This window comes from Pseudomonas inefficax (assembly GCF_900277125.1).
Taxonomy (GTDB): Bacteria; Pseudomonadota; Gammaproteobacteria; order Pseudomonadales; family Pseudomonadaceae; genus Aquipseudomonas; species Aquipseudomonas inefficax.
In genome coordinates this window covers 1-25134 of record NZ_OPYN01000024.1, presented here as the reverse complement: position 1 = coordinate 25134, position 25134 = coordinate 1, and the positions used below count along the sequence as shown (strand labels likewise).

The window sequence follows — 25134 nt, the reverse complement described above, 5'->3', positions numbered from 1 at the left end:
ATGCGCTGGCTGCGCCGGCTGTGGCCACGCACGTTGTTCGGCCAGCTGCTGCTGATAATGGTCAGCGGCACCGTGCTGGTCCAGTTGATGTCCAGCAGCATCTGGTTCGATGTGCGTTTTGCCCAGGTACTCGAGGCCCCTGTTCGGCTCATCGCCGCACGCAGCGCGCCGTTGATCGCCCAGGCTGACTGCCGCGCCGGTGCACTGCAGGCGCCAGCGCATTACCAACTGCGTTGCAGCGAAGCCCTACCCACGCCGGTGCAGGACGAGCGCCGCGGGCGCAGGCGCGTCGAGCTGTTGTTGCACCAGGCCCTCGAGTACGAGCTGGGGCATGCCCAGGACGTGCGCCTGATCAAGGTGCAATTGACTGATGAACAGGGCCAGCCGATCGTCTGGCGCAGCCTGTTCGGCCTGCGCACCGCCCAGGCGCATCTGCAGTTCGCGGTGCCGTTGGCCGATGGGCACTGGCTGACCATCGAGGGCCAGGAACTGCAAGGCTGGAGCGGCGAGTCGGCCTGGGTGCTGATCAGCGATTATCTGTTGCGGGTGTACGCGCTGCGCATCTTCGCGGTATTGCTGGTGTGCCTGATCGCTGTGCGCCTTTGCCTGCGCCCGTTGCGGCGCCTGGCCGATGCCGCGCGCGGCCTGGGTAGCAACCTCGAGCAGCCGCCCTTGGCGCTGGATGGCCCGGAGGAAGTGCGCCAGGCGGCCCAGGCCTTCAACGCCATGCAGCAGCGGCTGATCGCGATGGTCGACGACAAGGCCTACTTCCTGGCCGCCGTGTCCCATGACCTGCGCACCCCGCTGACGCGCATGCGCCTGCGCCTGGAGCGCCTGCCGGACGACGAAAACCGGCAACGCCTGCGGCAGAACATCGCGCAGATGGACAACATGATCGGCCAGGTGCTCGATTACCTGCGCGCGGGGGAGCAGCAGAACTTGCAGCAGGTGGACCTGGACCGGCTGGTGGCGCGCCAGTGCGCGGAGCTGGCCACTGCGGAAGAGCCGCTGCCGGTGCATGGCCAGGCGGGCAGCCTGCGGATCGATGCCCTGCTGCTGCAGCGCTGCCTGCAGAACCTGTTGGTCAATGCGTTGCGTTATGCCAAGGAGGTTTCGGTCACGCTGGAACAGGCGAACACGGGGGTGTTCATCCATGTCGATGACCGCGGGCCGGGGATTGCGCCAAGCCTGCTGGCGACCATCATCGACCCTTTCGTGCGCGGTGAAGGGTCGCGCAACCAGGCGTCCGGGGGATATGGGCTGGGGTTGAGCATTGCCCAGCGGATTGCCACCAGCCATGGGGGCGAGTTGCTGCTGGCGAACCGCGAGGGGGGTGGGTTGCGGGTTAGCATATTGCTACCGATGTGAAGGCAAGCGCGGTCCCCTGTAGGAGCGGCCTTGTGTCGCGATGGGCTGCGCAGCAGCCCCAATAATCTTCGCTGTGACGCTGCAATCCGGGGGCTGCTGCGCAGCCCATCGCGACACAAGGCCGCTCCTACAGAGGCCCAGGCCGCATTACGAAGGACCGCATGACCCTGGGAATAGGCGATCAGGTAACAGTCTTTTACCGATTACCCAGGTTTTCCCCTCCCCGCCTTTGCCTATCCTATGCCCGGTCATCCTGCCTGCGATGGACCCATGAAACACTCTCTACCCAGCCGCTACGCCTGCCTCGCCCTCTGCCTGCTGTTCACCTTCGCCAGCCTGCCGCTGCTACCCCGGCATGCCTGGCTGTGGCCGTTGACGCTGATCGCCGCGCTGCTCAGCCTGGTCGGCCTGAACGACCTGCGGCAAAGCCACCACGCCGTGCGCCGCAACTATCCGATACTGGGCAACATCCGCTATCTGATCGAAACCATCCGCCCGGAAATCCGCCAGTACCTGATCGAGGGCGACGACGACAAGCTGCCGTTCTCGCGCTCGCAGCGTTCGCTGGTTTACGCCCGGGCCAAGAACGAAAGCGCCGAGAAAGCCTTCGGCACCCTCAACGATGCCTACAAGCCGGGCTTCGAGTTCATCAGCCATTCCATGCTGCCAGTGGCCACGCCAGACCCGGCGTCGTTCCGCATCGCCATTGGCGGGCCGCAATGCCGCCTGCCCTATTCGGCATCGATCTTCAACATCTCGGCCATGAGCTTCGGCGCCCTCAGTGCCAACGCCATCGCTGCCCTGAACCGCGGTGCACGCATGGGCCGTTTTGCCCATGACACCGGTGAAGGCAGCATCAGCCCGTACCACCGCGAACATGGCGGTGACCTGATCTGGGAAATCGGCAGTGGCTACTTCGGCTGCCGCACCGAGGACGGCCGCTTCGACCCGCAGCGCTTCGCCGAGCAGGCGCGCTCGCCACAGGTGAAGATGATCGAGATCAAGCTCAGCCAGGGCGCCAAACCGGGCCATGGCGGCATCCTGCCGGGGCACAAGGTCAGCCCCGAGATTGCCGCAACCCGTGGCGTGCGCGTGGGCGAGGACTGCATCTCGCCGGCGGCGCACAGTGCCTTCCGCACCCCGGTCGAGTTGCTGCAGTTCGTTGCCAGCCTGCGCGAGCTGTCGGGCGGCAAACCGGTGGGGTTCAAATTCTGCCTGGGCCACCCTTGGGAATTCATGGGCATTGCCAAGGCCATGCTGGCCACAGGTATCACCCCGGACTTCATCGTCGTCGATGGCAAGGAAGGCGGTACCGGTGCGGCGCCACGCGAGTTCAGCGACAACATGGGCGTGCCGATGCGCGAGGGCCTGATGTTCGTGCACAACACCCTGGTCGGCCTGAACCTGCGCGCCAGCATCCGCATTGGCGCGGCAGGCAAGATCGTCAGCGCCTTCGACATCGCCAGCGTGCTGGCCATCGGGGCGGACTGGGTCAATTCCGCGCGCGGTTTCATGTTCGCCATCGGCTGCATCCAGTCGCAGAGCTGCCATACCAACAAATGCCCGACCGGCGTGGCTACGCAAGACCCGCTGCGCCAGCGCGCCCTGGTGGTGCCGGACAAGGCCGAACGGGTGGCCAGTTTCCACCGCAATACGCTGCATGCGCTGGCCGAAATGTTGGCTGCCGCGGGCTTGGAACATCCTGCGGAGCTCAAGCCAAAGCACTTGGCGCGGCGTATCAGCTCCAGCGAGATCGGGCTGTTCTCGGACCTGCACACCTTCCTCAAGCCGGGCGAATTGCTCAGTGGCTCGATTGAAAGCGAGTTTTATGCGCGGATGTGGCGGATGGCGCGTAGTGACAGCTTTGCGCCGGAGACTGGGGCAGGAGAGGTGAAGGTTGCCGGGGTGCGGCGCAGGGAAGTGGAGCCGGCGTGAAAGCCGGGGGCCGCTTTGCGGCCCTTTCGCGACACAAGGCCGCTCCTACAGAAGCGCAATCTCATGTAGGAGCGGCCTTGTGTCGCGATGGGCTGCAAAGCAGCCCCTAGGCCATCAGATCAGGATCAGAAGATGCTGATCGGATACTCGACGAATACGCGGACTTCGTTGCCGTCGTCGTTGTAACCATTCTGCTGCACGGCATTGTTGGTACGCACGAACGAGCTACGCAGCTTGATGGACAGGTCCTTGGCCGGGCCGTCCTGCACCACGTAACGGATCTGGTTGAAGATCTCGCGCTCTTTACCTTCACCGAAGCCCTGCGGGTTGCCCACTTTGCGAGTGTTGATGTTGTCACCCACCACGTAGGCCAGCTTGTAGGTCAAGCCCGGGATGCCGTAGGCACCGAAGTCCAGGCCGTAGCCCAGCTGCCAGGAGCGCTCGTCTTCGGCGTTGAAGTCGGACCAGTACGAGTTGGCCAGGTAGATGGTCGAACCACCGTCACCCACGCCACCCGCGTTCTGGTACCAGCCGTAGTTGTAGCCGGTGCTGCCGGTGCTGCGCTGGTGGGCGATGGTGAACGAGTGCGCACCATACGCGTAAGTGGCTGCCAGGCTCCAGATGGTGTTGGAGTCGCCGTTGAGTTCGGCGCTCTTGACGAACTTGTTGTCGATGTCCGACTTGTAGCCGTTGAAGTCCAGGGTCAGGGACTGGTCGTTGGCGATCGGGAAGACGTAGTTCAAGCCCAGGTAGTGCTTCTTCATCACGTCTTCGTTGTCGGCGGTGTACAGCGAAGCGGTGAAGTTGTCGGTGAACTTGTAGCTACCACCGAAGACGTTGATCGACTTCAGGCCGCCGCCGTCACGGCGCTCGGCGCTCTTGCGCGCCTCCTGGGTGAAGCGACCGGCGTTCAGTTCCAGGCCCTGGATCTCTTTGGAGGTGATCAGGGTACCGGTGAAGCTTTCTGGCAGCAGACGGGCGTCGTCGTACTGCAGCACAGGCAGTGCCGGCATCTGGTCACCGTACTTGAGCACGGTGTTGGAGATGCGGAACTTCACTGCAGCGCCACCACGGGCCAGGTTGTGCGGCGAGTTGGCGTTGTCGTTCTGGTCCTTGAAGTCCGAAGGCTTGAAGAAGTCGACACCTGCGCCACCGTTGTGGCCCTTGCCGCCGTCAAGACGCACGGCGTACAGGCCGAATGCATCGACGCCGACACCGACGGTGCCCTGGGTGAAGCCGGAGGAGAAGTTGGCGATGACGCCTTGGCCCCATTCGATCTGGTCGTCGGTGCCGTGTTTCTTGTCGCGGTTGATGTAGGCGTTACGCAGCAGGACGTTGGCGTGGCTGTCCTCGATGAAGCCTTTGCTGTCGGCCTGATCATTGGCCTGTGCCTGGGTCGCGGCGATCATCGCCAGGGCGACCAGGCTGATCCTGGTTTTCAACATGTTGTTTTCCTTATTTCTTAATCAAAAACGCTCTGCAATATGACGCCAGGAACCAACGCCCCTTCGTAGGTTCGACGCTATGCGGATCCAGACTGGAAGGCCTGCCGATAACAACACGGCGGCCTCTGGCAGCAGCATGGCCAAGATCATGGCCAGCAGGCGTTGGCCGAATCCTAGCCGTGTGCGATTACAAATGTCAAAAACTCGTGAAATGCAGGTTGATATAACCAAAATCGCCAGCGGCTCTGGTGCATTTACATGCAGGTTCGCGCTATCAGCGGAGAATTTATCTTGTGTGGGAAATGGCCTTTTGATCGAACGGACAATTTTCCTGTTAGGGCGCCTTCGCAGCGCAAGGCTGCTCCTACAGGGAAAGGCGACATGGCAGGAGTTGTAACAACCTGACACAGATGTAATGACAACCCTTTACAAATACTCAAGCAATAGCAAATAGCAAGCATTACCATCCGCACCTCTTTTTCACCTGCTCGATCCGGATGTGCCCATGCTTGTACCCTGCCGTCGTTCACCCCTGACGCTTGGCCTGTCGCTGCTGTTCAGCGCCGGCCTGGCCAGTGCCGCTACCACCACCCTGCCGGAACTGTCGGTTACCGCCGACAGTGATCGCGAAAAGGACAACCCGCGGGTCAAGGAGGTAAGCACCGCGACCCGCACCTCGACGCCGGTGCGCTACGTGCCGCAGGCCGTCGACACGGTGAAGACCGTCAACGTGCTGGATTACGGCAGCAATACTCTGGGCAAGGCGCTGGAAGGCATTCCCAACGTCAGCAGCGGTGCCGACACCCGCTTCGACAGCGTGCGCATTCGCGGCTTCGAAGCCAGCAACGACTTCTACCTGGACGGCATTCGCGACGACAGCCAGTACATCCGCGACCTGCATAACATCGAGCGGGTCGAAGTACTCAAGGGGCCGGCAGCGGTGCTGTATGGCCGTGGCAGCCAGGGCGGTATCGTTAACCGGGTGAGCAAGGCGCCGGAGCCCGGCCGCCGTTCGAGCATCGAGGCGCAGGCCGGCAGCGAAGACCTGCGCAGCCTGTATGCCGACCTCAGTGCCGACCCCAGCGACACCGTCAGCCTGCGCCTGAACCTGGGCAACCAGGACAACAACAGCTTCCGCGACGGTATCGATGGCAGCCGCCAACTGTTCGCCCCGTCGATCATGTGGCAGGTCACCCCCGACCTGAACTGGCTGGTGCAATACGAGTACAGCCGCTACAACCGCACCCCGGATCGTGGCATTCCGGGAGTCAACGGTCGCCCGGCCGATGTCAGCCGCAGCACCACTTATGGCGACCAGCGCGACTACATCGACGACCGTGCCCAGTCGCTGCGCTCGCGCCTGAATTATCAGCTGAACGACACCTGGCAGCTGCGCCATACCTTGGGCCTGTTCAAGCTGGACAGTGAGTTCGACAACACCTACGTCACAGGCTACAACGCCAGCACCGACACCTTGACCCGCCAGCGCTGGCAGCAGGACCTGAACACCCGCAACCTGTTCAACACCCTGGAGGCCGAGGGCGACTTCGACACCCTGGGCCTGGAGCACAAGCTGTTGCTGGGCCTGGAATTCGGCAACCAGAAGCGCGACCCGGTGCTGTATAAAGCGGTCGACCAGAAGCTGCAGGGCCTGGGCAAGCCCGGCCGCGACCAGCAGCTCAATGGCAACCTGGCGCTGTGGAGTGACAACCACACTGTGGTCGATAGCCGCGGCCTTTATCTGCAAGACCAGATCCGTCTGAACAATGAATGGCAGGTTCTTGCCGGCGTACGCTTCGACCAGTTCGAAGTGCAGACCACCGACAAGGATGGCCGCAGCGAACCACAGGACAGCAACAGCACCAGCCCACGCCTGGGTGTGGTCTATACACCGTGGCGCGACCATTCGTTCTACGCCTCGTGGAGCAAGACCTTCTCGCCGGTTGGCGGCGGTCTGATCGGCATCACCCCAGGCGCAAAGGGCAACACCAACGAGACCAAGCCGGAAGAAACCCGGCAGAAGGAAATCGGCGTGAAGAGCGACTGGCTCGACCAGCGTCTCACCACCACCCTGGCCATCTACGAGTTGGAACTGTACAACCGCCGCACCCGCGACCCGCATGACCCGGCAAACATCCTGCTCAGCGGCTTGCAGCGTTCGCGCGGTATCGAGCTGACTGCCACCGGCAACATCGTTGGCAACTGGTACGTGCGCGGGGGCATCGGCCTGCAGGACGCGACCATCGTCAAGGACAACAACGGCCAGGAAGGCAACCGCATCAATGACGTGGCAAAGCGTAACGGCAGCCTGTTCGTGACCTGGAAACCGGAGCTGGGCTGGTACGCCGAAACCGGCCTGACGCTGGTGGGCGAGCGTTATGCGGACAACCAGAACACCACGGTGCTGCCGGGGTATGGGCGCTGGGATGCATTGGCGGGGTACCGCACGCATGACTGGGATGTGCGGGCGGCACTGAGCAACATTGCCGACAAGACCTACTACAGCTCGGCGACCAGTGCGGCGCAGATCCAGGTGGGTGACCCGCGTAGCCTGGTGGTGACTGGCAGCTACAGCTTCTGATTTTTATTGCCTGTGCCGGCCTCTTCGCGGCTAAAGCCGCTCCCACAGGTACCCCACAGGGCTCGAGACATGTGGGGTACTTGTGGGAGCGGCTTCAGCCGCGAAGAGGCCGGTACAGGTAATACCGATTCGATCAGTGCCACACCGCCATCAGCGCCTGCATTTCTGCTTCGCTGATCAGCCCTTGGGGATATCGTCCGGCAAGCAGACGTCGTGGGTCGGTCGTCCTGACCCTGATGCTTCCATGGTGTTTCAACCACTTCGCCACAAGCCTGAGCGATTGGTGATTCACTGCCGATGGGCGCAAAGCCGACTCACTTGCTGCGTTCATTTCTACACGTACTCCCTGGCCCGTGAGCGGCTAATCTACGTAAGGATTGTTACAGATCCGAGAGCGCGGCATGGCCGAGCTATCTGACTGAAAACAATACAAAACATATGCCAGCACAGGCCTGCGGACGGACCCGGAAACAAAAAGGCCCGTCATATGACGGGCCCCTTCATTCACCGAGCGCTCAACGCTTGACCGGCGCCGGCTGCTGCTGGGTCAGGCAATGGATGTTGCCACCGCCCAACAGCAGCTCGCGACCTGGGATCATCACCACTTCGTGGTCGGGGAAGATCTTCGACAGAATCGCTCTGGCCTCGGCATCTGCCGGGTCGTCGAAGCTTGGCGCGATGATGCCGCCGTTGACGATCAGGAAGTTCACGTACGAGCCGGCCAGGCGCACCGATGGGTCACGCTCCTGGCTGCCGGCCACCTGATCGACACCGGCACACTCTTCGGCGGTGGCGAACAGCGGGCCCGGGATCGGCATCTTGTGCACGATGAACTCACGCCCCTTGGCATCGCGGGTGTTCTTCAGCACCTCCATGGCAGCATGGCAGCGCGCATAGTTGGGGTCGTTGGAATCATCGGTCCAGGCCAGTAACACTTCGCCCGGGCGCACGTAACAGCAGAAGTTGTCGACGTGGCCGTCGGTCTCGTCGTTGTACAGGCCATCCGGCAGCCAGACCACGGTGTCCACCGCCAGATGATCGCGCAGCACCGCTTCGATCTGCTCGCGGTTCAGGTGCGGGTTGCGGTTGCGATTGAGCAGGCATTCTTCGGTGGTGATCACGGTGCCTTCGCCGTCCACGTGGATCGAGCCGCCCTCGAGTACGAAGCCTTCGGTGTGGTAGCGCTGGCAGCGCTCCATTTCCAGCACCTTGGCCGCCAGTTCCTCGTCACGGTTCCACGGTGCGTACAGCCCGCCGTCAAAGCCGCCCCAGGCATTGAAGCCCCAGTCCACGCCACGCACTTCACCTTGGTCGTTGATGACGAAGGTCGGGCCGGTGTCGCGCACCCAGGCGTCGTCGTTGCTGATCTCGACCACACGGATGTTCGGCTGGTCGAGCTGGCGGCGGGCATTTTCGTACTGGCCAGCGGAAACCCCGACGGTTACCGGCTCGAAGCGGGCAATGGCCTTGGTCAGGGTCACATGGGCAGCCTGTGCTGGCTTGCCACCCAGGCGCCAGTTGTCCGGGCGCTCCGGCCAGACCATCCACACCTGGGTTTGCGGGGCCCATTCGGCGGGCATGTGGAAACCATCGGCACGGGGGGTGGAGTTGAGGGTTTTCATGGTTGACCTCTGTGATGGCCCTGAGCCGGACTGTGCTGGGGCGTTTGTCAATTTATAACCGATATATATCGATATTTGAAGCCCGTAAACCGGGAAATTCAGCAGAATACCGGGCGATTAAATCGATAACAATCGATGCAATCGCATCGTGGCCACGAACCAAAGCGGCACGACATCTACCATAGCCAGCTCTTGTGAATGCCGTTGAAGCCCAAGGCGGAAAAAACGGGCCAGACCGGCTAGGGTCAATACATGAGCAAAACGGGCAAGCGCACCGCCATGGACATCATCCCCACCGCAATCCCTGATGTACTGATCATCGAGCCGAAGGTGTTCTGTGACAGCCGTGGTTTTTTCTTCGAGGCGTTCAACGCCCGTGAGTTCGCCCGGCAAACCGGCGTGAATGTCGAGTTCGTGCAGGACAACCACTCGCGCTCCATAAAGGGTGTGCTGCGTGGTCTGCACTATCAGGTAGCAAACACCCAGGGCAAGCTGGTGCGCGTGGTGCACGGGGAAATCCGTGATATTGCCGTGGATGTGCGCAAGAGCTCGCCAACCTTTGGCCAATGGGTCGCCGTACAGCTGTCGGCCGACAACCATCGCCAGTTGTGGATCCCACCCGGCTTCGCCCATGGCTTTGCGGTGATGAGCGAGTCGGCCGAGTTCCTCTACAAGACCACCGACTACTACAACCCGGGCGCCGACCGCTGCATCCGCTGGGATGACCCGACACTGGCCATCGACTGGGGGCTGCAGCAGCCACCGGTGCTGTCGGACAAGGACAAGCTCGGCCTGCCGCTGGCAGAGGCGGAACTGCTGCCTTAACTAGCGCATAATTGCGGCAGACTTTTCTGGCGCCTTTACGTGATGATTGCAAAACCCACGCCCCCACGCCGTCCCCGCTGGCGCAGCCTGGCCCTGTTGGCCCTGTGCCTGGCCCCGTTACTGTGGCCCCTGCATCACCTGGCCGAACGCTACTACCAGGAAGAACTGGCCTCGCAGAATCGCCAGACCCTCGACCTGTACGTCGCCAACCTGCTCGGTACCCTGCACCGCTACGAAACCTTGCCGCAGATACTTGGCGACCTGCCGGCGCTGCGCGGGGTGCTGGCCGACCCGTTGCGCCTGGAAGCGGTGACCAACGCCAACCGCCTGCTCAAGGACATCGTCCAGCAGACTGGCGCCGAGGTGATGTACCTGATGGACGTCAGCGGCAACACCCTGGCCGCCTCCAACTGGGACAAGCGCGACAGCTTCGTCGGCCGCAACTTCGCGTTCCGCCCCTACTTCAACGAAGCCATGGCCGGCCGCCTGGGGCGCTTCTTCGGCCAGGGCACCACATCGGCCAAGCGCGGTTACTTCTTTGCCGCCGCCGTGCATGACCGCGAGCGCATCGTCGGTGTACTGGTGGTCAAGGTCGACCTCGACCACACCGAAACCCTGTGGGGCCGCACCCCCGAGCAGCTGTTGCTGACCGACCACAATGGCGTGGTCATCCTGACCTCGCGGCCCGACTGGCGCTTCCGCGCGACCCGCGCGCTGACCGAGGCCGAGCGCCAGGCCATCATCGCCATCCAGCCCTACCCAACCCAAGCCCCGCAGCCGCTGGTGCTCAACCAGGACGCCTGGATCACCCAAACCCGCGACATCAAGGAAACCGGCTGGCAGGTCAGCATCCTCGCCCCCCGCACGCTGGTCGACCGTTCGGTGCAAACCGTGATGGCCATCGGCGCTGGCACCCTGCTGGTGCTGATGCTGCTGGCCGGCCTGGTGATGCAGCGGCGCCGCCACTACATCGACCGCATCGACTTCGAGGCACGCGGCCGCCAGGAACTGGAAAAGCGCGTGGCCGAGCGCACCGCCGACCTCGAAGGCCTGAACACCCGGCTCAAGAGCGCCGTGCTGGAGCGCGAGAACGCCCAACAGGAGGCCGTGCGCGCCCAGGATGAGCTGGTGCAGGCCGGCAAGCTGTCAGTGCTTGGCACCATGTCGGCCAGCATCAGCCACGAGCTCAATCAGCCGCTGGCCGCTATCCGCAGCTACGCGGAAAACGCGGAGATCCTGCTCGACCACCAGCGTATCGAAGACGCCCGCGGCAACCTCAAGCTGATCGGCGAGCTGACCGGGCGCATGGCCTCGATCATCGCCCACCTGCGCGCCTTCGCCCGCCGTGACCGCCATGCCCCGGAGAGCGTGGCGCTGCAGCCCGCCCTGGACGATGCCCTGGCGCTGCTGGCCAAGCGCCGCCGGGCAATGGCCGTCGAGCTGATCCGCGATCTGCCGGAAGCCACCCTGTGGGTACAGGCCGGCGAGACCCGCCTGCGCCAGGTGCTTGGCAACCTGCTGGCCAATGCCCTCGACGCCCTGACCGAAAAGGCCAACCCGCGCCGCCTGTGGCTAAGTGCCGAGCAGCGCGATGACTGCGTCTACCTGTACATTCGCGACAACGGCCCCGGCTTCAGCCGCCAGGCCCTGGAGCACGCCAAGGAGCCGTTCTTCACCACCAAGACCCGCACCCAGGGCCTGGGCCTGGGCCTGGCCATCTGCGAGAGCCTGATGCGCGCCCTGGGTGGTGAACTGCTGCTGGCCAACCACCCGGAAGGTGGCGCACTGCTGACCCTGCAGCTGCGTGTGGCCGCACCTGGCGCTACTTTGCCCAATTCGGAGGACCCCTCGGCATGACCACCGAGACACTGATCGACAGCCGAGCCCAGGTCATCCTGGTCGATGATGACCCGCACCTGCGCCAGGCCCTGAGCCAGACCCTGGACCTGGCCGGGCTCAAGGTGGTCGCCCTGGCCGATGCCCAGGGCCTGGCCGAGCGCATCGAGGCCGACTGGCCGGGGGTGGTGGTCAGCGACATCCGCATGCCAGGTATCGATGGCCTGCAGCTGCTGGAACAACTGCACGGCCGCGACAACGAGCTGCCGGTGCTGCTGATTACCGGCCACGGCGATGTGCCGCTGGCGGTACAGGCGATGCGCGCCGGTGCCTATGACTTCCTGGAAAAACCCTTCGCCAGCGACGCTCTGCTGGACAGCGTGCGCCGCGCCCTGGCCCTGCGCCGCCTGGTGCTGGACAACCGCAGCTTGCGCCTGGCCCTGAGCGACCGCCAGCAACTGGCCACCCGCCTGGTGGGCCAGTCGCCGTCCATGCAGCGCCTGCGCGAGCAGATCGGCGCCCTGGCCGGCACCCGCGCCGACGTGCTGATCCTGGGTGAGACCGGTGCCGGCAAAGAGGTGGTGGCCCGCGCCCTGCACGACCTGTCCAGCCGCCGCGACGGGCCGTTCGTGGCGATCAACGCTGGCGCACTGGCCGAGTCGGTGGTCGAAAGCGAGCTGTTCGGCCACGAGCCCGGGGCGTTCACCGGCGCGCAAAAACGCCGCATCGGCAAGTTCGAGTTCGCCAACGGCGGCACGCTGTTCCTCGACGAAATCGAGAGCATGAGCCTGGACGTGCAGGTGAAACTGCTGCGCATGCTGCAGGAACGGGTAGTCGAACGCCTGGGCGGCAACCAGCTGATCCCGCTGGACATCCGCATCATCGCCGCGACCAAGGAGGACCTGCGCCAGTCAGCCGATCAGGGGCGTTTCCGCGCCGACCTGTATTACCGCCTGAACGTTGCACCGTTGCGTATTCCGCCGTTGCGCGAACGCGGCGATGACATCCTGGTGCTTTTCCAGCACTTCGCCGACGCCGCCAGCCAGCGCCATGGCCTGCCGCCGCACGCCCTGCAGCCGGCACAGCGCGCCATGCTGCTGCGTCATGACTGGCCCGGTAACGTACGCGAGTTGCAGAACGCCGCCGAGCGTTTCGCCCTTGGCCTGGAACTGGCCCTGGACGACCAGGCGCCACCCGCGGCAATGCCTGCGGTACCGATGCCGAGCGGCAACCTCAGCGAACAGGTCGAGCAGTTCGAACGCTCGCTGATCGCTGCCGAACTGGCCCAGCCACACAGCTCCATGCGCAGCCTTGCCGAGGCGCTGGGCATCCCCCGCAAGACCCTGCACGACAAGCTGCGCAAACATGGCTTGAGCTTCGACGGCGGTAGCGGCGGGCATGATGATCAAGAGGACAATCGTTAATGAACACCGATAGCCAGTACCTGCAGTCCGTACTGCACGGCGACATCCCCCTGACCCGCGAGATGGGCCTGGAAGTGCTCGATTGGCAGCAGCACACCCTGCGCCTGCAATTGCCGCTGGCGGCCAACGTCAACCACAAGAGCACCATGTTCGGCGGTAGCCTGTACTGCGCTGCGGTGCTGGTGGGTTGGGGCTGGCTGCACCTGCGCCTGCGCGAGTCGGGTATCGATGACGGGCATATCGTCATCCAGGAAGGGCAGATCAGTTATCCGCTGCCGGTTACCGGGGCGGCGGTAGCGCGCTGTACGGCGCCGGATGAGAAGACCTGGGAGCGGTTCCTGGCCCTGTACCAGCGCCGTGGGCGGGCGCGACTGACGCTGGAGACCACGGTGAGCAATGCCGGTAGTGACGAGCCTGCTGTTACCTTCAGCGGCCAGTACGTGCTGCACCGCTGAAGCTGTAAGGCTGTCGCGATCCCTGTAGGAGCGGCCTTGTGTCGCGAAAGGGCCGCAGCGCGGCCCCAGATTTCAGCTTCGCAGCCAACATTGCCGGGGCCGCTTTGCGGCCCTTTCGCGACACAAGGCCGCTCCTACAGGTTCGTGCAAGGCTGTCAGATCAGCTTCAGGAAAGCTTCGCGCCAAGCAGCATTTGCCGGCAACGCCAGGAAATGCGGGTTGAGCAACGACTCCCGCGCCGGGTACCGGAACGGCAGGCCATCCAGCCCGATCACTTCACCACCAGCCCCTTCCACCACCCCCTGTGCCGCCGCAGTATCCCACTGCGAAGTCGGCGCCAGGCGCGGGTAACAATCTGCGCTACCCTCAGCCAACAGGCAGAACTTCAACGAACTGCCGATATTGGCCAGCTCAAGATCACCCAACGCAGCCCCCAACCCAGCCAACAGCGCTTCCTGTTCCGGGCTGGAATGGCGACGGCTGGCAACCACGGTGAAACGCCCACCCGCCGGCGGCGCATTGCGTACCTGGATCGGCTGGGCAGTCTCACCCGATTCCGCACGCCAGGCGCCCAACCCGCGACCACCGAAGTAGCAGCGCCCATTGGTCGGCATGGACACTACGCCAAACACCACCTCGCCGTTTTCGACCAGGGCGATATTGACCGTGAATTCCTCGCTGCCGGCAATGAATTCCTTGGTGCCGTCCAGCGGGTCGACCAGCCACCAACGGCTCCAGCCCTGGCGCTCGGCCAGCGGAATGTTGCAGTCCTCTTCGGACAGCACCGGGATCTGCGGCGCCAGCGCCAGCAGGCCATCGGCAATTACCCGGTGTGCCGCCAGATCGGCGGCGGTGACCGGCGAATCGTCGGCCTTGTTGGTCACGGCCACATCGGCGCGCCAGAACGGCAGGATCGCCTCGCCCGCCGACAGCGCCAGCTTGACCACTTCGTGCATCAATTGCAGGTCGTTCATGCTTCCAGCAGCCCACGCTGAATCAGCAGGTCACGGGCCAGGTACAGCGCCGCCAGCGCCCGGCCTTCGGTGAACTGCGGGTGCATGGCCAAGGCCGAGAGTTCGCGCAGGTTGACCTTGTCGACCCGCATCGGCTCCGGCTCGTCGCCTTCCAGGCGCTCCTCGTAAAGGTCGCTGGCCAGCACCACCTGGATCTTCTGGCTCATGTAGCCCGGCGACAGCGACAGCTCGGTCAGGTGCTCCAGCTGGCGCGCGCCAAAACCGGCTTCCTCCTTGAGCTCCCGGTCGGCCGCCGCCAGCACGTCCTCGCCCGGCTCGATCAGGCCCTTGGGCAACGACAGCTCGTATTCGTCGGTGCCACCGCAGTATTCCTCCACCAGCACCGCGTGCTCGGCATCGAGCATGGCCACGATCATGACCGCGCCGTAGCCATTTCCCCGGCCCACCAGGCGCTCGTAGGTACGCTCGTTGCCATTGCTGAAGCGCAATTGCACGGCTTCGACGCGAAACAGGCGGCTGCTGGCGACGATTTCGCGGCTGAGGACGGTGGGTTTCTGGCGCATGGGGCGGCTCCTTGGCGTGAACGGGTTACTATACCGTGGCTTGCCGACTGATCGAGAGTTTCCCATGCCTGTTCTTCCCTGGTCTGCCATCGATACCGTCCTGCTGGACATGGATGGCACCCTGCTTGACCTGCATTACGACAACCGCTTCTGGCTGGAGCACCTGCCCCAGCGCTATGCCGAGCTGCACGGGGTGAGCCGGGCCATGGCGGAAATGGAGCTGCAGCCGCTGTTCGAACGCAATGCCGGCACGCTGAACTGGTATTGCCTGGACTTCTGGAGCCGCGAACTGCGGCTGCCGATCCGCGAGCTGAAACAGGAAATCGCCGACCTGATCGCCCTGCGCCCGGATGCCGATACCTTCCTGGCAGCTATCCGCAACGCGGGCAAGCGCGTGGTGATGATCACCAATGCGCACCGGGATTCGCTGTCCCTGAAGCTGGAGCGGGTGGAGTTGGCGCCGTATTTCGAACGGCTGATCAGCTCGCATGACTATGGCTACCCGAAGGAAAGCCCGCAGTTTTGGGATGCACTTCAGGCCGACATCGGCTTTGAGCCAGAGCGCAGCCTGTTCATCGACGACACCCTAGCGATTCTGCGCAGTGCGCGGCGGTTTGGCGTGGGGCACCTGCTGGCGGTGCGCCAGCCGGATAGCCAGGCAGGGCCGCGGGATACCGAAGAGTTTGCGGCGGTCGAGGATTACCGGGAGCTATTGGTCGGCCTGTGACGCCCCATTCGCGGGCTTGCCCGCTCCCACAGGATCACCACAGGTCTGAACTGTGTGCGATCCCTGTGGGAGCGGGCGAGCCCGCGAAGAGGCCGGGCCAGGCTGCAGAGATCAGTCAGGAATACGCAACACCTGCCCCGGGTAGATCTTGTCCGGGTGCTTGAGCATCGGTTTGTTGGCCTCGAAGATCTTCTGGTACTTGTTGGGGTCGCCATACACCTTCTTCGAAATGGCGCTCAACGTATCGCCCTTCTCCACCGTCACGAACCGCGCGGCCTGGGCTACCGGCCCGGTCACGGTGATCTGGTCATCGACGTTGGCAACCCCGGCGATGTTGCCCGCCGCCAGGATGATCTTCTCCTTCTCCTCCTGGCTGGCCACCTCCCCCTTGAGGATGATCGTGTCACCCTCTACAGTGGCCGTGATGTTCGGGTTGCCCAAGCCGACACTTTCCACGTGTTTCTTCAGCTGCTCTTCGGCATTGGCATTGCCGGGGGTCAGCAGGTCGATCAACTTCTCGCCCGCTTCCTTGACGAAACTGAACAAGCTCATAGCGCTCTCCTTGTTGACGAAACCTTGGACACAGCAGTCTAGGCCAGCTTTTCCCCTTGCGCCCCCGTGCGACCAATCGACGCGGTCTATCAAGGCATAGACCCTAGCGATTAGACGCCGCCGGCCCACACGCCTAGGCTTGTGCTATCAAAGAGCTGCCGATAGCCCGATATCGCCCCGATGAAAAGCAAGCCTCCGGTCTGCGCGGCCTCATCGCCCTTGTCCATGCCCGCCGCCAGCAACACCTACGATTACGTCCAGCTCAGCGACGCCAGGCGCGACAGCACGCCCTTGGCCGAAGAAGTGGCCCTGGCCATTGTCTACAACGGCCTGAACCAGGCGGTGATGCTGGTCAGCCCCACCGACCTGGAAGACTTCGCCGTCGGCTTCAGTGTCGGCAGCGGCATAGTGGAAGGCACCACGGAAATCTACGACCTGAAACTCTCCGGCAGCGGCTCGGCAATGTATGCCGACCTGGAGATTTCCAGCCGTGCGTTCTGGAACCTGAAAAACCAGCGCCGCCAGCTGGCCGGCACCAGTGGTTGCGGCCTGTGCGGGGTCGAAGCGCTGGAGCAGGCACTACCAGAGCTGGCCAAACTGCCTGGTGCGCCCTTGCCACCGGCGCAATGGCTGGTCGGCCTGCGTGAGCGCATCGATGCCTTCCAGCCCCTCGGCCAGCACTGCGGCGCGGTGCATGCGGCGCTGTTCATGGACCGCCACGGCGAACTGCTGCTCGGCCGCGAAGACATCGGCCGGCACAACGCCCTCGACAAGCTGATCGGCGCCTTGCTGCGCCAGGGCATCGACAGCCAGGGCGGCCTGGCCATCGTCACCAGCCGCTGCAGCCTGGAGCTGATCCAGAAGGTGCTGCGGGCCGGCATCCAGACCCTTGTCAGCCTGTCGGCGCCCACCGGCCTTGCCCTGCAATGGGCGCGCAAGCACAACCTCAACCTTATCCATCTGCCCAAGCACAGTGCACCGCGGGTCTACAGCCCAGCGGCGGAGTCGTAACAGTCGTGACCTCGTACCAACACCTCCCGGAAAACGCCCCAGCCTCCTCCCCTCGCTACAAGCCCTACCACGGCCCCGCTGGTGGCTGGGGCGCGTTGCGCAGCGTGGCCAAGGCCTGGGTCGGCAGCGATAACGCGCTGAAGAACATTCGCGCGCTGCTCAAGACCAACCAGAACGGCGGTTTCGATTGCCCCGGCTGTGCCTGGGGCGACTCGCCGGAAAGCGGCATGGTCAAGTTCTGCGAGAACGGTGCCAAGGCAGTGAACTGGGAGGCGACCAAGCGCCGCGTCGATGCCGCCTTTTTCGCCCGCTACAGCGTCACTTCGCTACTGCAGCAGAGCGACTACTGGCTGGAGTACCAGGGGCGCCTGACCGAGCCGATGGTCTATGACGCACCCAGCGACCGCTACCAGCCGATCAGCTGGGACGCCGCCTTTACCCTGATCGCTCGCGAGCTGAACAAGCTGGCCAGCCCTGACCAGGCCGAGTTCTACACTTCCGGGCGCGCCAGCAACGAAGCGGCGTACCTGTACCAGTTGTTCGTGCGAGCCTACGGCACCAACAACTTCCCGGACTGCTCGAACATGTGCCACGAGGCGAGTGGCGTGGCCTTGGGGCAAAGCATCGGGGTCGGCAAGGGCACCGTCACCTTCGACGACTTCGAGCACGCCGACGCGATTTTCATCTGGGGCCAGAACCCCGGTACCAACCACCCGCGCATGCTCGACCCGCTGCGCGATGCGGTAAAACGCGGTGCCCAGGTGGTTTGCATCAACCCGCTCAAGGAGCGTGGCCTGGAGCGCTTCCAGCACCCGCAAAACCCGCTGGAAATGCTGACCAACAGCGACCGGCCGACCAACACCGCATTCTTCCGCCCGGCCTTGGGCGGCGACATGGCGATGCTGCGGGGCATGGCCAAGTTCGTCCTGCAATGGGAACGCGAAGCCCAGGCCAACGGCGAACCGGCAGTCTTCGACCACGCCTTCATCGCTGAACATGGCCACGGCATCGATGACTACCTGGCGGTAGTGGACGCCACGCCATGGGAGCACATCCAGGCCCAGTCCGGCCTGGCGCTGGCGGACATCGAACTGGCCGCGCGCATGTACTGCCGTGGCAAGCGGGTGATCATGTGCTGGGCGATGGGCATTACCCAGCACCGTCACTCGGTGCCGACCATCCAGGAAATCGTCAACCTGCAGATGCTGCGCGGCAATATCGGCGCACCAGGTGCCGGCCTGTGCCCGGTGCGTGGCCACAGCAACGTGCAGGGTGACCGCACCATGGGCATCAACGAGCGCCCGCCAGTGGCACTGCTGGACGCCATCGAGCAGCGCTTCGGCTTCCCCGTGCCCCGGCATAACGGCCACAACACCGTCGAGGCGATCCACGCCATGCTCGACGGCCGGGCCAAGGTATTCATCGGCCTGGGCGGCAACTTCGCCCAAGCCACGCCGGACACCGAGCGCACCGCCCAGGCACTGCGCAACTGCGAGCTGACCGTGCACATCAGCACCAAACTCAACCGCAGCCACCTGGTGCATGGCAAGCAGGCACTCATTCTGCCTTGCCTGGGGCGCACCGACATCGACCTGCAGACCGAAGGGCCACAGGCGGTAACGGTAGAAGACTCGTTCAGCATGGTCCACGCCTCCAATGGCCAGCTGAAGCCGCTGTCGACGCAGATGCGCTCAGAGCCGGCGGTCATCGCCGGTATCGCCGCCGCCACCCTGGGCAAGAAGCCTGTGGACTGGCACTGGCTGGTGGCTGACTACGACCGTATTCGCGAGCTGATCGGCGACACCATCGCCGGCTTCAGCGGCTTCAACCAGCGCCTGCGCGAGCCGGGCGGTTTCTACCTGGGCAACAGCGCCGCCAGCCGCGAATGGAATACCAGCACCGGCCGCGCCAACTTCAAGGCCAACCTGCTGCCCGACACGCTGCTCGACGAGCGTGTACGCGCCAGCGGCCAGGTGCCGGACCTGATCATGCAGTCGATGCGCTCGCACGATCAGTACAACACCACCATCTACGGCCTGGACGACCGCTACCGTGGCGTGCGTGGCCAGCGCGAGGTGCTGTTCGCCAACGAAGCCGACATCATCCGCCTGGGTTTCCAACCGGGGCAGCAGGTCGACATCGTGTCGTTGTGGGGGGATGGGCATGTACGCCGAGTGCACGGTTTCACCCTGTTGGCCTTCGACATCCCGGCCGGGCAGGCGGCGGCGTACTACCCGGAGGTGAACCCGCTGGTGCCGCTGGAAAGCATTGGCGATGGCAGCCATACGCCGACGTCGAAGTTCATCGCCATCAAGCTCGAGCGGGCGCGGGACGACGGGCGTATTTTGTAGGAAAGGTGTTGGGTTCTTCGCGGGTAAACCCGCTCCCACAGAGGCAACTCAAGGACTGAGACTGGTAGTATCCCTGTGGGAGCGGGTTTACCCGCGAAGAGGCCGGAAGCCCCTACGCAAAAATCAAAAAAGCCCTGTTCCAATGTGGTTCAGGGCTTCGTCATAAAAGTCTAAGACAGCGAAAAAACGATAAAGTTTCACAGTAAATACAGTAAGTTAGAGAATTGTGTACAACTCGTGTTACTCGTCGGATTTCCGTTGCCAGGCGCGCCTGTAAGGCTCAAAAATCGCCTCGTCATCCTTATGAGGCTCTCTTGATGAAGAAGTACTCCTCGATACTGTTGTTGTCTTTCAGCTTGCTCAGCGGCGTTGCCATGGCAGGCGGCACCACCGAGGCCGGCATTGGCGGCGCATTGGGTGGGGTACTGGGCTCTGTCGTAGGCCAGTCCATTGGTGGTAGCACAGGCGGCGCGATCGGTGCTGGCCTGGGCGGCGCAGCTGGCAGTGCGGTCGGTGCCAACAAGCACCAGCGTGGTGAGGCAGCCATCGGTGGCGCATTGGGCGCCGCAGGCGGCAACGTGGTCGGCCGCTCCGTGGGCGGTACTACCGGTAGCTACATTGGCGCGGCAGCCGGCGGTGGCGCCGGTGGCGCACTGGGTAACTACATGGGTAAAGAGGCCGACAGAGACGATTACCACGAAGGCCGCCGCTACCGTCGTGGTTATGACGACGACCGTCGCCACTGGGATCGTGGCCACCACTACGGCCATCGCAAGCACAAGCGCCACTGGCGCGACTAACGCCTGAGGGCCTTGCCCCGGCAACAAAAGCCCCGCACCTGCCAGCGGGGCTTTTTCATGCCTGCGGTTCCAGCAGGACACCAGACAGGATCACCTGCAGCGTCTCTGGCAATGCCACTGGCCGGCCGCTGGCCCGTTCGATGAACACCTGCACCACCGTGCCTGCCGCACACGCCTCCGGCTCCCCTGGGCGGAACAGGGCCAGGCGGTACTCCACCGTGCTGCCCGCCAGGCGCGCCACCCCCAGCCCCACTTCCAGCACGTCCGGAAAGCCTGGCAGCGCGTAGAAATCCGCCGCCGAACTGACCACGAAGGCCGCCAGCTCGCCGTCACGCAGTTCCAGTTCGGCCTGTTCGACAAGGAACGCCTGGATGGCGGTTTCGAAGAAGCCGTGCACAGTGGCACCGGCAATGTGGCCGTTCAGGTCGTTGTCCTGGGGACGGGTGAGGATGGGGTGGAAGTGGGAGAAGGCAGTGCGCTGAGGGGATTCGGTCATCTGGCTGGCTCTTGTCTTCGCAATGGATGCTGACAGTGAAACAGAAAAAACGGATTTTCGCTGCCTGCGATCCCCTGTGGGAGCGGCCTTGTGTCGCGAAAGGGCCGCAAAGCGGCCCCGGCAATATCAGCGTGATGCTCAATTCCCTGGGGGCGCTTCGCACCCCTTTCGCGACACAAGGCCGCTCCCACAATGACGGCGCTGGTTCACAGAAAAAAAAAAGCCGCCCAAAGGGGCGGCTTTCTCGTTGCGGGCGGGTCAGCTTACAGCTGCGGGCCAGCGGCCTTGATAGCGTCGGAAACTTCGAACTTCTTGAAGTTTTCGATGAACAGCTTGGCCAGGCCTTTGGCGGCCTCGTCGTAGGCAGCCTTGTCAGCCCAGTTGGTGCGCGGGTTGAGCAGCTCGGTATCAACGCCCGGAACGGCCTTGGGCACATCCAGGTTGATGATGTCCAGGTGTTCGGTTTCAGCGCCGATCAGCGCGCCGCTCTGGATCGCAGCGATCACGGCACGGGTGGTCGGGATGCTGAAGCGCTTGCCAACGCCGTAGCCACCGCCGGTCCAGCCGGTGTTGACCAGGTAGACCTTCGAGTCGAAGCCCTTGATACGCTTGATCAGCAGTTCGGCGTACTCGCCAGCCGGGCGCGGGAAGAACGGGGCGCCGAAGCAGGTGGAGAAGGTCGACTTGATGCCGCTGCCCGAACCCATTTCGGTGGAACCGACCAGCGCGGTGTAGCCGGACAGGAAGTGGTAGGCCGCCTGTTCGTTGTTCAGGATCGAAACCGGAGGCAGAACGCCAGTCAGGTCGCAGGTCAGGAAGATGACTGCGTTCGGCTCGCCGCCCAGGTTCGCTTCGGAACGCTTGGCAACGTGCTCCAGCGGGTAGGCCGCACGGCTGTTCTGGGTCAGGCTGACGTCGCTGTAGTCGGCGTGCTTGTTGGCGTCGAGAACGACATTTTCCAGCACGGCGCCATGCTTGATGGCTTTCCAGATGACCGGCTCGTTCTTTTCGGACAAGTCGATGCACTTGGCGTAGCAGCCGCCTTCGATGTTGAAGACCACGCCCTCGCCCCAGCCGTGCTCGTCGTCACCGATCAGGTAACGGCTTTCGTCGGCCGACAGGGTGGTCTTGCCGGTACCGGAAAGGCCGAAGAACAGGGTCACATCGCCTGCTTCGCCGATGTTGGCGGCGCAGTGCATCGGCAGTACGTCGGCAGCCGGCAGCAGGAAGTTCTGCACCGAGAACATGGCTTTCTTCATTTCGCCGGCGTAGCGCATGCCAGCGATCAGCACCTTCTTCTGGGCGAAGTTGATGATCACGCAACCATCGGAGTTGGTGCCGTCACGCTCAGGCTCGCACACGAAGTTGGCGACGTTGAGGACCTGCCACTCGCCACGGCCAGCCGGGTTGTACTGCTCCGGGTTGATGAACAGGCAACGACCGAACAGGTTCTGCCAGGCAGTCTGGGTGGTCATCTTGACCGGCAGGTAGTGCTCGGCGGCCGCCCCTACGTGAACGTAGGAAACGAAGTGATCCTGGGCGTTGTTGAACGCCTCGACGCGAGCCCACAGGGCATCGAACTTGTCGGCCGGGAACTTGCGGTTGATCGGGCCCCAGGCGATGGCGTCCTGGGTGGAAGGCTCTTCGACGATGAAACGGTCAGCCGGCGAACGGCCAGTACGGTGACCAGTCTCCACGACCAGTGCGCCAGTATCGGCTAGTACGCCTTCACCGCGTTGCAGCGCTTCTTTTACCAGCTCATCGACGCTCAGGTCGGTGTACACGGTGTTGTTGGCTTGCGTCATGAGATACCCCATCCGGCCCGAGGCCGAGTGCTCCAAACGTTTTGTAGTTGTCTCAAAAAAACTACTACAGCGAAAAAAGTGGCCGGATTATGCCAGAAACGCCCAAAAAAAGTAGGCCCCTCCTGTCAGAACTGCGCTTTTGCGCAATTCGACAGGAGATTGTCCTGTAGTTAAACGTTTCAGTGACGAGTTTCTGAGGCTACGTCAGTACCGCCACCGGCAAACAATTGCGCCACATCGCTGGCGTCGAAGAAATAGCGCTCATTGCAGAACTGGCAATCGATCTCCACCTGCCCGCCGCATTCTTCCACCAGCGCCTTGGCGTCGTGCTCGCCCAAACTGACCAGCGCATTGCCGGAACGTTCGCGCGAGCAGCTGCAATTGAAGCGCAGCGGCTGAATATCGAACAGACGCACGGCGTCTTCGTGGTACAGGCGATGCAGCAGGGTTTCGTTGTCCAGCGTCCACTCATCAGCCTTGAGCGTGGTGGCCAATGCCACAACGTGCTGCCAGCTTTCTTCACGCTCTTCATCGTCCGGCTGGCGATCGCGCGGCAGTTGCTGCAGCAGCAGGCCACGGGCCTTGCCGCCTTCGGCGTTGAGCCAGAAGCGCGTGTTGAGCTGTTGCGACTGAACGAAGTAGTTGGTGAAGCACTCCGACAGGGTGGCGCCGTCGAGATCGACGGTGCCCTGATAGCGCTGGCCCTTGACCGGATCGATGGTCAAGGTCAGGTGGCCGTCGGGCATCAGCTGCGACAGGGTCGCATCCGCCGGAATCTGGTCCGCTTCATAACGGGCCATGCCGCGGATATCGCGATCGCCGGAGCATTCGACCATCAGCAGCGGGATCGGCCCGGCAGAGCGCGCCTGCAGAATCAGCAGGCCGTCGAACTTCAGCGCCCCGACCAGCAAGGCGGTGGCGGCCATCAGCTCGCCCAGCAGTGCCTGCACCGGCTGCGGGTACTCATGACGCGCCAGCACCGCGGCGTAGCTGTCATCGAGAGACACCCACTCGCCGCGCACATCGCGCTCGTCGAAGATGAAACGTTGGGTGAAATCGGTATCAGGCAAATCGCTCATAGGTTTTGGCTATCTGAAAATGATGACAAAATGGTTACAAGGGTTGTCGAAAACAAGCGAGAACCCCATGACAGAGCGCTCACAAGGCGCTCCGATTCCTGTTTGCAATAGAGGTATTTTATGGACAATCGACCACTGTTCCAAGCAAGGTGGTCCTGGGGGCCATTGGCAGCCTGTACGCTGCTTCCCATCGCTCTACTGTGTTTCTGGTTATGGCCCATTGGCCAGATCCTGTGCCTGACTTTCGACGAATGGCTGTTCCACAGCCTGAATGCGCCGCTAGCCGACAACACTGCCTGGCGCTACATCTGGACTGTCGGCAGCCTGCGCCCGTTCGACATCGTCGTCGGCCTGATCCTTCTGGCAGTACTTATCCGAGGCGACTGGGTGTTCAAGGCAACCCAGGTGCGCCAGGCCTTTTTCGGCTTCCTGGTCACGCTAATCCTCTTAGTGGTGATTCGCGCGCTGTTTTCCAAGTGGGTGGATGCAGCCGGCTGGCAGCACAAGAGTCCGTCGATGATGTTCGACGAGGTGGTGCACCTCAGCGACTATTATCCGGACCTGGAGGCGGCCTGGGAGCTCAAGGACCGTTCCAGCAAGAGTTTCCCGGGGGATCATGCCTCGGTGTTGCTGGTCTGGGCGCTGTTCATGAGCGTGTTCAGCCGCCGTCTGGTGCAGTACCTGGTGGTCTGGGGGTTGGCGGTATTGTTCATGTTGCCGCGCCTGGTGGCCGGTGCCCACTGGGGGCAGGATGACTACATCGGCGGGCTGCTGATGGCGGTGCTGGCGCTGGGGTGGAGCTGCTACACGCCGCTGGCGGCCAAGGGGAGTGCGGTGCTGCTGCGCTGGACGGCGCCGTTGTTCGCGATCGCGGCCAAGTTACCGTTGGTCGGGCGCTTGGCGGTGACCCGCTAGATCCCTGGGGCTACTGCGTAGCCCATCGCCGGCAAGCCAGCTCCCACAGGGTTTGCACAAGTTTCAGGGCTTGCGTAGTACCTGTGGGAGCTGGCTTGTCGTGGCGACGAACCGCGGCGATGGGGCGCAAAGCGGCCCCGGCTAGTCGAAGCTCCCATGCAACTGGTGAATCTGCCGCCGCTGCTTCTTGGTCGGCCGGCCATCGGTGGTAACGCCCATCGCCCCGGCCTTGCGCAGTTCCGCCGCCTGCTCACGCCGACGCACGCTGTCCTCGGTCTCTTCGTACAACGTCTGCGCCTCTGGCGCCCCACGCCGCACCACCGACAAGGCCTTCACCACCACGGTGCGCTCGTCGAACCCGGTGCGCAGC

20 protein-coding genes and 1 pseudogene are annotated in these 25134 nt (G+C 63.5%); 12 read left to right on the top strand and 9 right to left on the bottom strand.

Annotated elements, in window-relative coordinates; translation table 11 throughout:
- Both JV551A3_RS02590 and JV551A3_RS02585 read left to right on the top strand, forming a co-directional pair.
- The gene (locus JV551A3_RS02590) at positions 1-1368 is read left to right on the top strand and encodes an ATP-binding protein (RefSeq protein WP_133969955.1); all 1368 of its coding nucleotides are present in this window, start codon (positions 1-3) and stop codon (positions 1366-1368) included.
- A 270-nt stretch (positions 1369-1638) separates the two neighbouring features.
- The gene (locus JV551A3_RS02585; protein WP_133969954.1) at positions 1639-3303 is read left to right on the top strand and encodes an FMN-binding glutamate synthase family protein; all 1665 of its coding nucleotides are present in this window, start codon (positions 1639-1641) and stop codon (positions 3301-3303) included.
- 125 nt (positions 3304-3428) lie between these two features.
- On the opposite strand, the gene JV551A3_RS02580 is transcribed toward JV551A3_RS02585, so the two are convergent.
- On the bottom strand, positions 3429-4748 hold the full coding sequence (locus JV551A3_RS02580; protein WP_133969953.1) for an OprD family porin: 1320 nt from the start codon (positions 4746-4748) through the stop codon (positions 3429-3431).
- Positions 4749-5253: 505 nt separating this feature from the next.
- Here JV551A3_RS02580 and JV551A3_RS02575 point away from each other — a divergent pair.
- Positions 5254-7329 carry a TonB-dependent receptor gene (locus tag JV551A3_RS02575; protein WP_133969952.1) on the top strand — a complete coding sequence of 692 codons (2076 nt, stop codon included), beginning with the start codon at positions 5254-5256 and terminating at the stop codon, positions 7327-7329.
- Between the two features lie 515 nt (positions 7330-7844).
- Here the strand turns inward: JV551A3_RS02575 and aguA are convergent.
- Positions 7845-8951, bottom strand: coding sequence for an agmatine deiminase (gene aguA / locus JV551A3_RS02565; RefSeq protein ID WP_133969951.1), 1107 nt, complete (start codon positions 8949-8951; stop codon positions 7845-7847).
- Between the two features lie 279 nt (positions 8952-9230).
- On the opposite strand from aguA, the gene rfbC reads away from it, so the two are divergent.
- Genes rfbC through JV551A3_RS02545 form a run of 4 tightly spaced genes read left to right on the top strand, consistent with a single transcriptional unit; the run spans position 9231 to position 13491 of the window.
- A complete protein-coding gene (gene rfbC / locus JV551A3_RS02560) occupies positions 9231-9776 on the top strand; it encodes a dTDP-4-dehydrorhamnose 3,5-epimerase (protein WP_133970025.1) in 546 nt (181 codons plus the stop codon).
- Between the two features lie 42 nt (positions 9777-9818).
- On the top strand, positions 9819-11633 hold the full coding sequence (locus tag JV551A3_RS02555) for a sensor histidine kinase (RefSeq protein ID WP_112251337.1): 1815 nt from the start codon (positions 9819-9821) through the stop codon (positions 11631-11633).
- Positions 11630-13036, top strand: coding sequence for a sigma-54-dependent transcriptional regulator (locus tag JV551A3_RS02550; RefSeq protein WP_133969950.1), 1407 nt, complete (start codon positions 11630-11632; stop codon positions 13034-13036). Before JV551A3_RS02555 ends, JV551A3_RS02550 begins: the two co-directional genes overlap by 4 nt.
- Positions 13036-13491, top strand: coding sequence for a thioesterase domain-containing protein (locus JV551A3_RS02545; RefSeq protein WP_133969949.1), 456 nt, complete (start codon positions 13036-13038; stop codon positions 13489-13491). The genes JV551A3_RS02550 and JV551A3_RS02545 overlap by 1 nt, the downstream gene beginning before the upstream one ends.
- 155 nt (positions 13492-13646) lie before the next feature.
- Here the strand turns inward: JV551A3_RS02545 and cysQ are convergent, their stop codons facing one another.
- Both cysQ and nudE read right to left on the bottom strand, forming a co-directional pair.
- Complete coding sequence (gene cysQ / locus JV551A3_RS02540) at positions 13647-14465, bottom strand: 3'(2'),5'-bisphosphate nucleotidase CysQ (RefSeq protein ID WP_133969948.1); 819 nt, start codon at positions 14463-14465, stop codon at positions 13647-13649.
- On the bottom strand, positions 14462-15028 hold the full coding sequence (nudE, locus tag JV551A3_RS02535; protein ID WP_015268611.1) for an ADP compounds hydrolase NudE: 567 nt from the start codon (positions 15026-15028) through the stop codon (positions 14462-14464). The genes cysQ and nudE overlap by 4 nt, the downstream gene beginning before the upstream one ends.
- Positions 15029-15092: 64 nt before the next feature.
- Between nudE and yrfG the strand changes: the two genes are divergently transcribed.
- Positions 15093-15755, top strand: a complete 663-nt coding sequence (gene yrfG / locus JV551A3_RS02530) for a GMP/IMP nucleotidase (protein ID WP_133969947.1) — start codon at positions 15093-15095, stop codon at positions 15753-15755.
- Positions 15756-15866: 111 nt separating this feature from the next.
- On the opposite strand, the gene lysM is transcribed toward yrfG, so the two are convergent.
- Positions 15867-16307, bottom strand: a complete 441-nt coding sequence (gene lysM, locus JV551A3_RS02525) for a peptidoglycan-binding protein LysM (protein ID WP_133969946.1) — start codon at positions 16305-16307, stop codon at positions 15867-15869.
- Between the two features lie 180 nt (positions 16308-16487).
- On the opposite strand from lysM, the gene fdhD reads away from it, so the two are divergent.
- The 3 genes from fdhD (at position 16488) to JV551A3_RS02510 (ending at position 20469) form a co-directional block, all read left to right on the top strand.
- On the top strand, positions 16488-17318 hold the full coding sequence (gene fdhD, locus JV551A3_RS02520; protein ID WP_133969945.1) for a formate dehydrogenase accessory sulfurtransferase FdhD: 831 nt from the start codon (positions 16488-16490) through the stop codon (positions 17316-17318).
- A 5-nt stretch (positions 17319-17323) separates the two neighbouring features.
- A complete protein-coding gene (locus JV551A3_RS02515; RefSeq protein WP_133969944.1) occupies positions 17324-19669 on the top strand; it encodes an FdhF/YdeP family oxidoreductase in 2346 nt (781 codons plus the stop codon).
- Positions 19670-19986: 317 nt separating this feature from the next.
- Positions 19987-20469, top strand: a complete 483-nt coding sequence (locus JV551A3_RS02510) for a glycine zipper domain-containing protein (protein ID WP_133969943.1) — start codon at positions 19987-19989, stop codon at positions 20467-20469.
- 55 nt (positions 20470-20524) lie between these two features.
- Here the strand turns inward: JV551A3_RS02510 and JV551A3_RS02505 are convergent, their stop codons facing one another.
- The 3 genes from JV551A3_RS02505 to hslO all read right to left on the bottom strand — a co-directional run bounded on the left by JV551A3_RS02505 (position 20525) and on the right by hslO (position 23849).
- Positions 20525-20965 (bottom strand): acyl-CoA thioesterase, encoded by a 441-nt coding sequence (locus JV551A3_RS02505; protein WP_133969942.1) that lies wholly within the window; start codon positions 20963-20965, stop codon positions 20525-20527.
- Between the two features lie 263 nt (positions 20966-21228).
- Entirely contained in the window at positions 21229-22770 is a 1542-nt protein-coding gene (locus JV551A3_RS02500) for a phosphoenolpyruvate carboxykinase (RefSeq protein WP_133969941.1), read from the bottom strand.
- A gap of 179 nt (positions 22771-22949) precedes the next feature.
- The gene (hslO, locus tag JV551A3_RS02495) at positions 22950-23849 is read right to left on the bottom strand and encodes an Hsp33 family molecular chaperone HslO (RefSeq protein WP_133969940.1); all 900 of its coding nucleotides are present in this window, start codon (positions 23847-23849) and stop codon (positions 22950-22952) included.
- Between the two features lie 120 nt (positions 23850-23969).
- Between hslO and JV551A3_RS02490 the strand changes: the two genes are divergently transcribed.
- Positions 23970-24764, top strand: a complete 795-nt coding sequence (locus JV551A3_RS02490) for a phosphatase PAP2 family protein (protein WP_133978304.1) — start codon at positions 23970-23972, stop codon at positions 24762-24764.
- Between the two features lie 141 nt (positions 24765-24905).
- Here the strand turns inward: JV551A3_RS02490 and JV551A3_RS02485 are convergent.
- Positions 24906-25134: pseudogene (locus JV551A3_RS02485) on the bottom strand (RNA-binding protein); the annotation flags it as partial.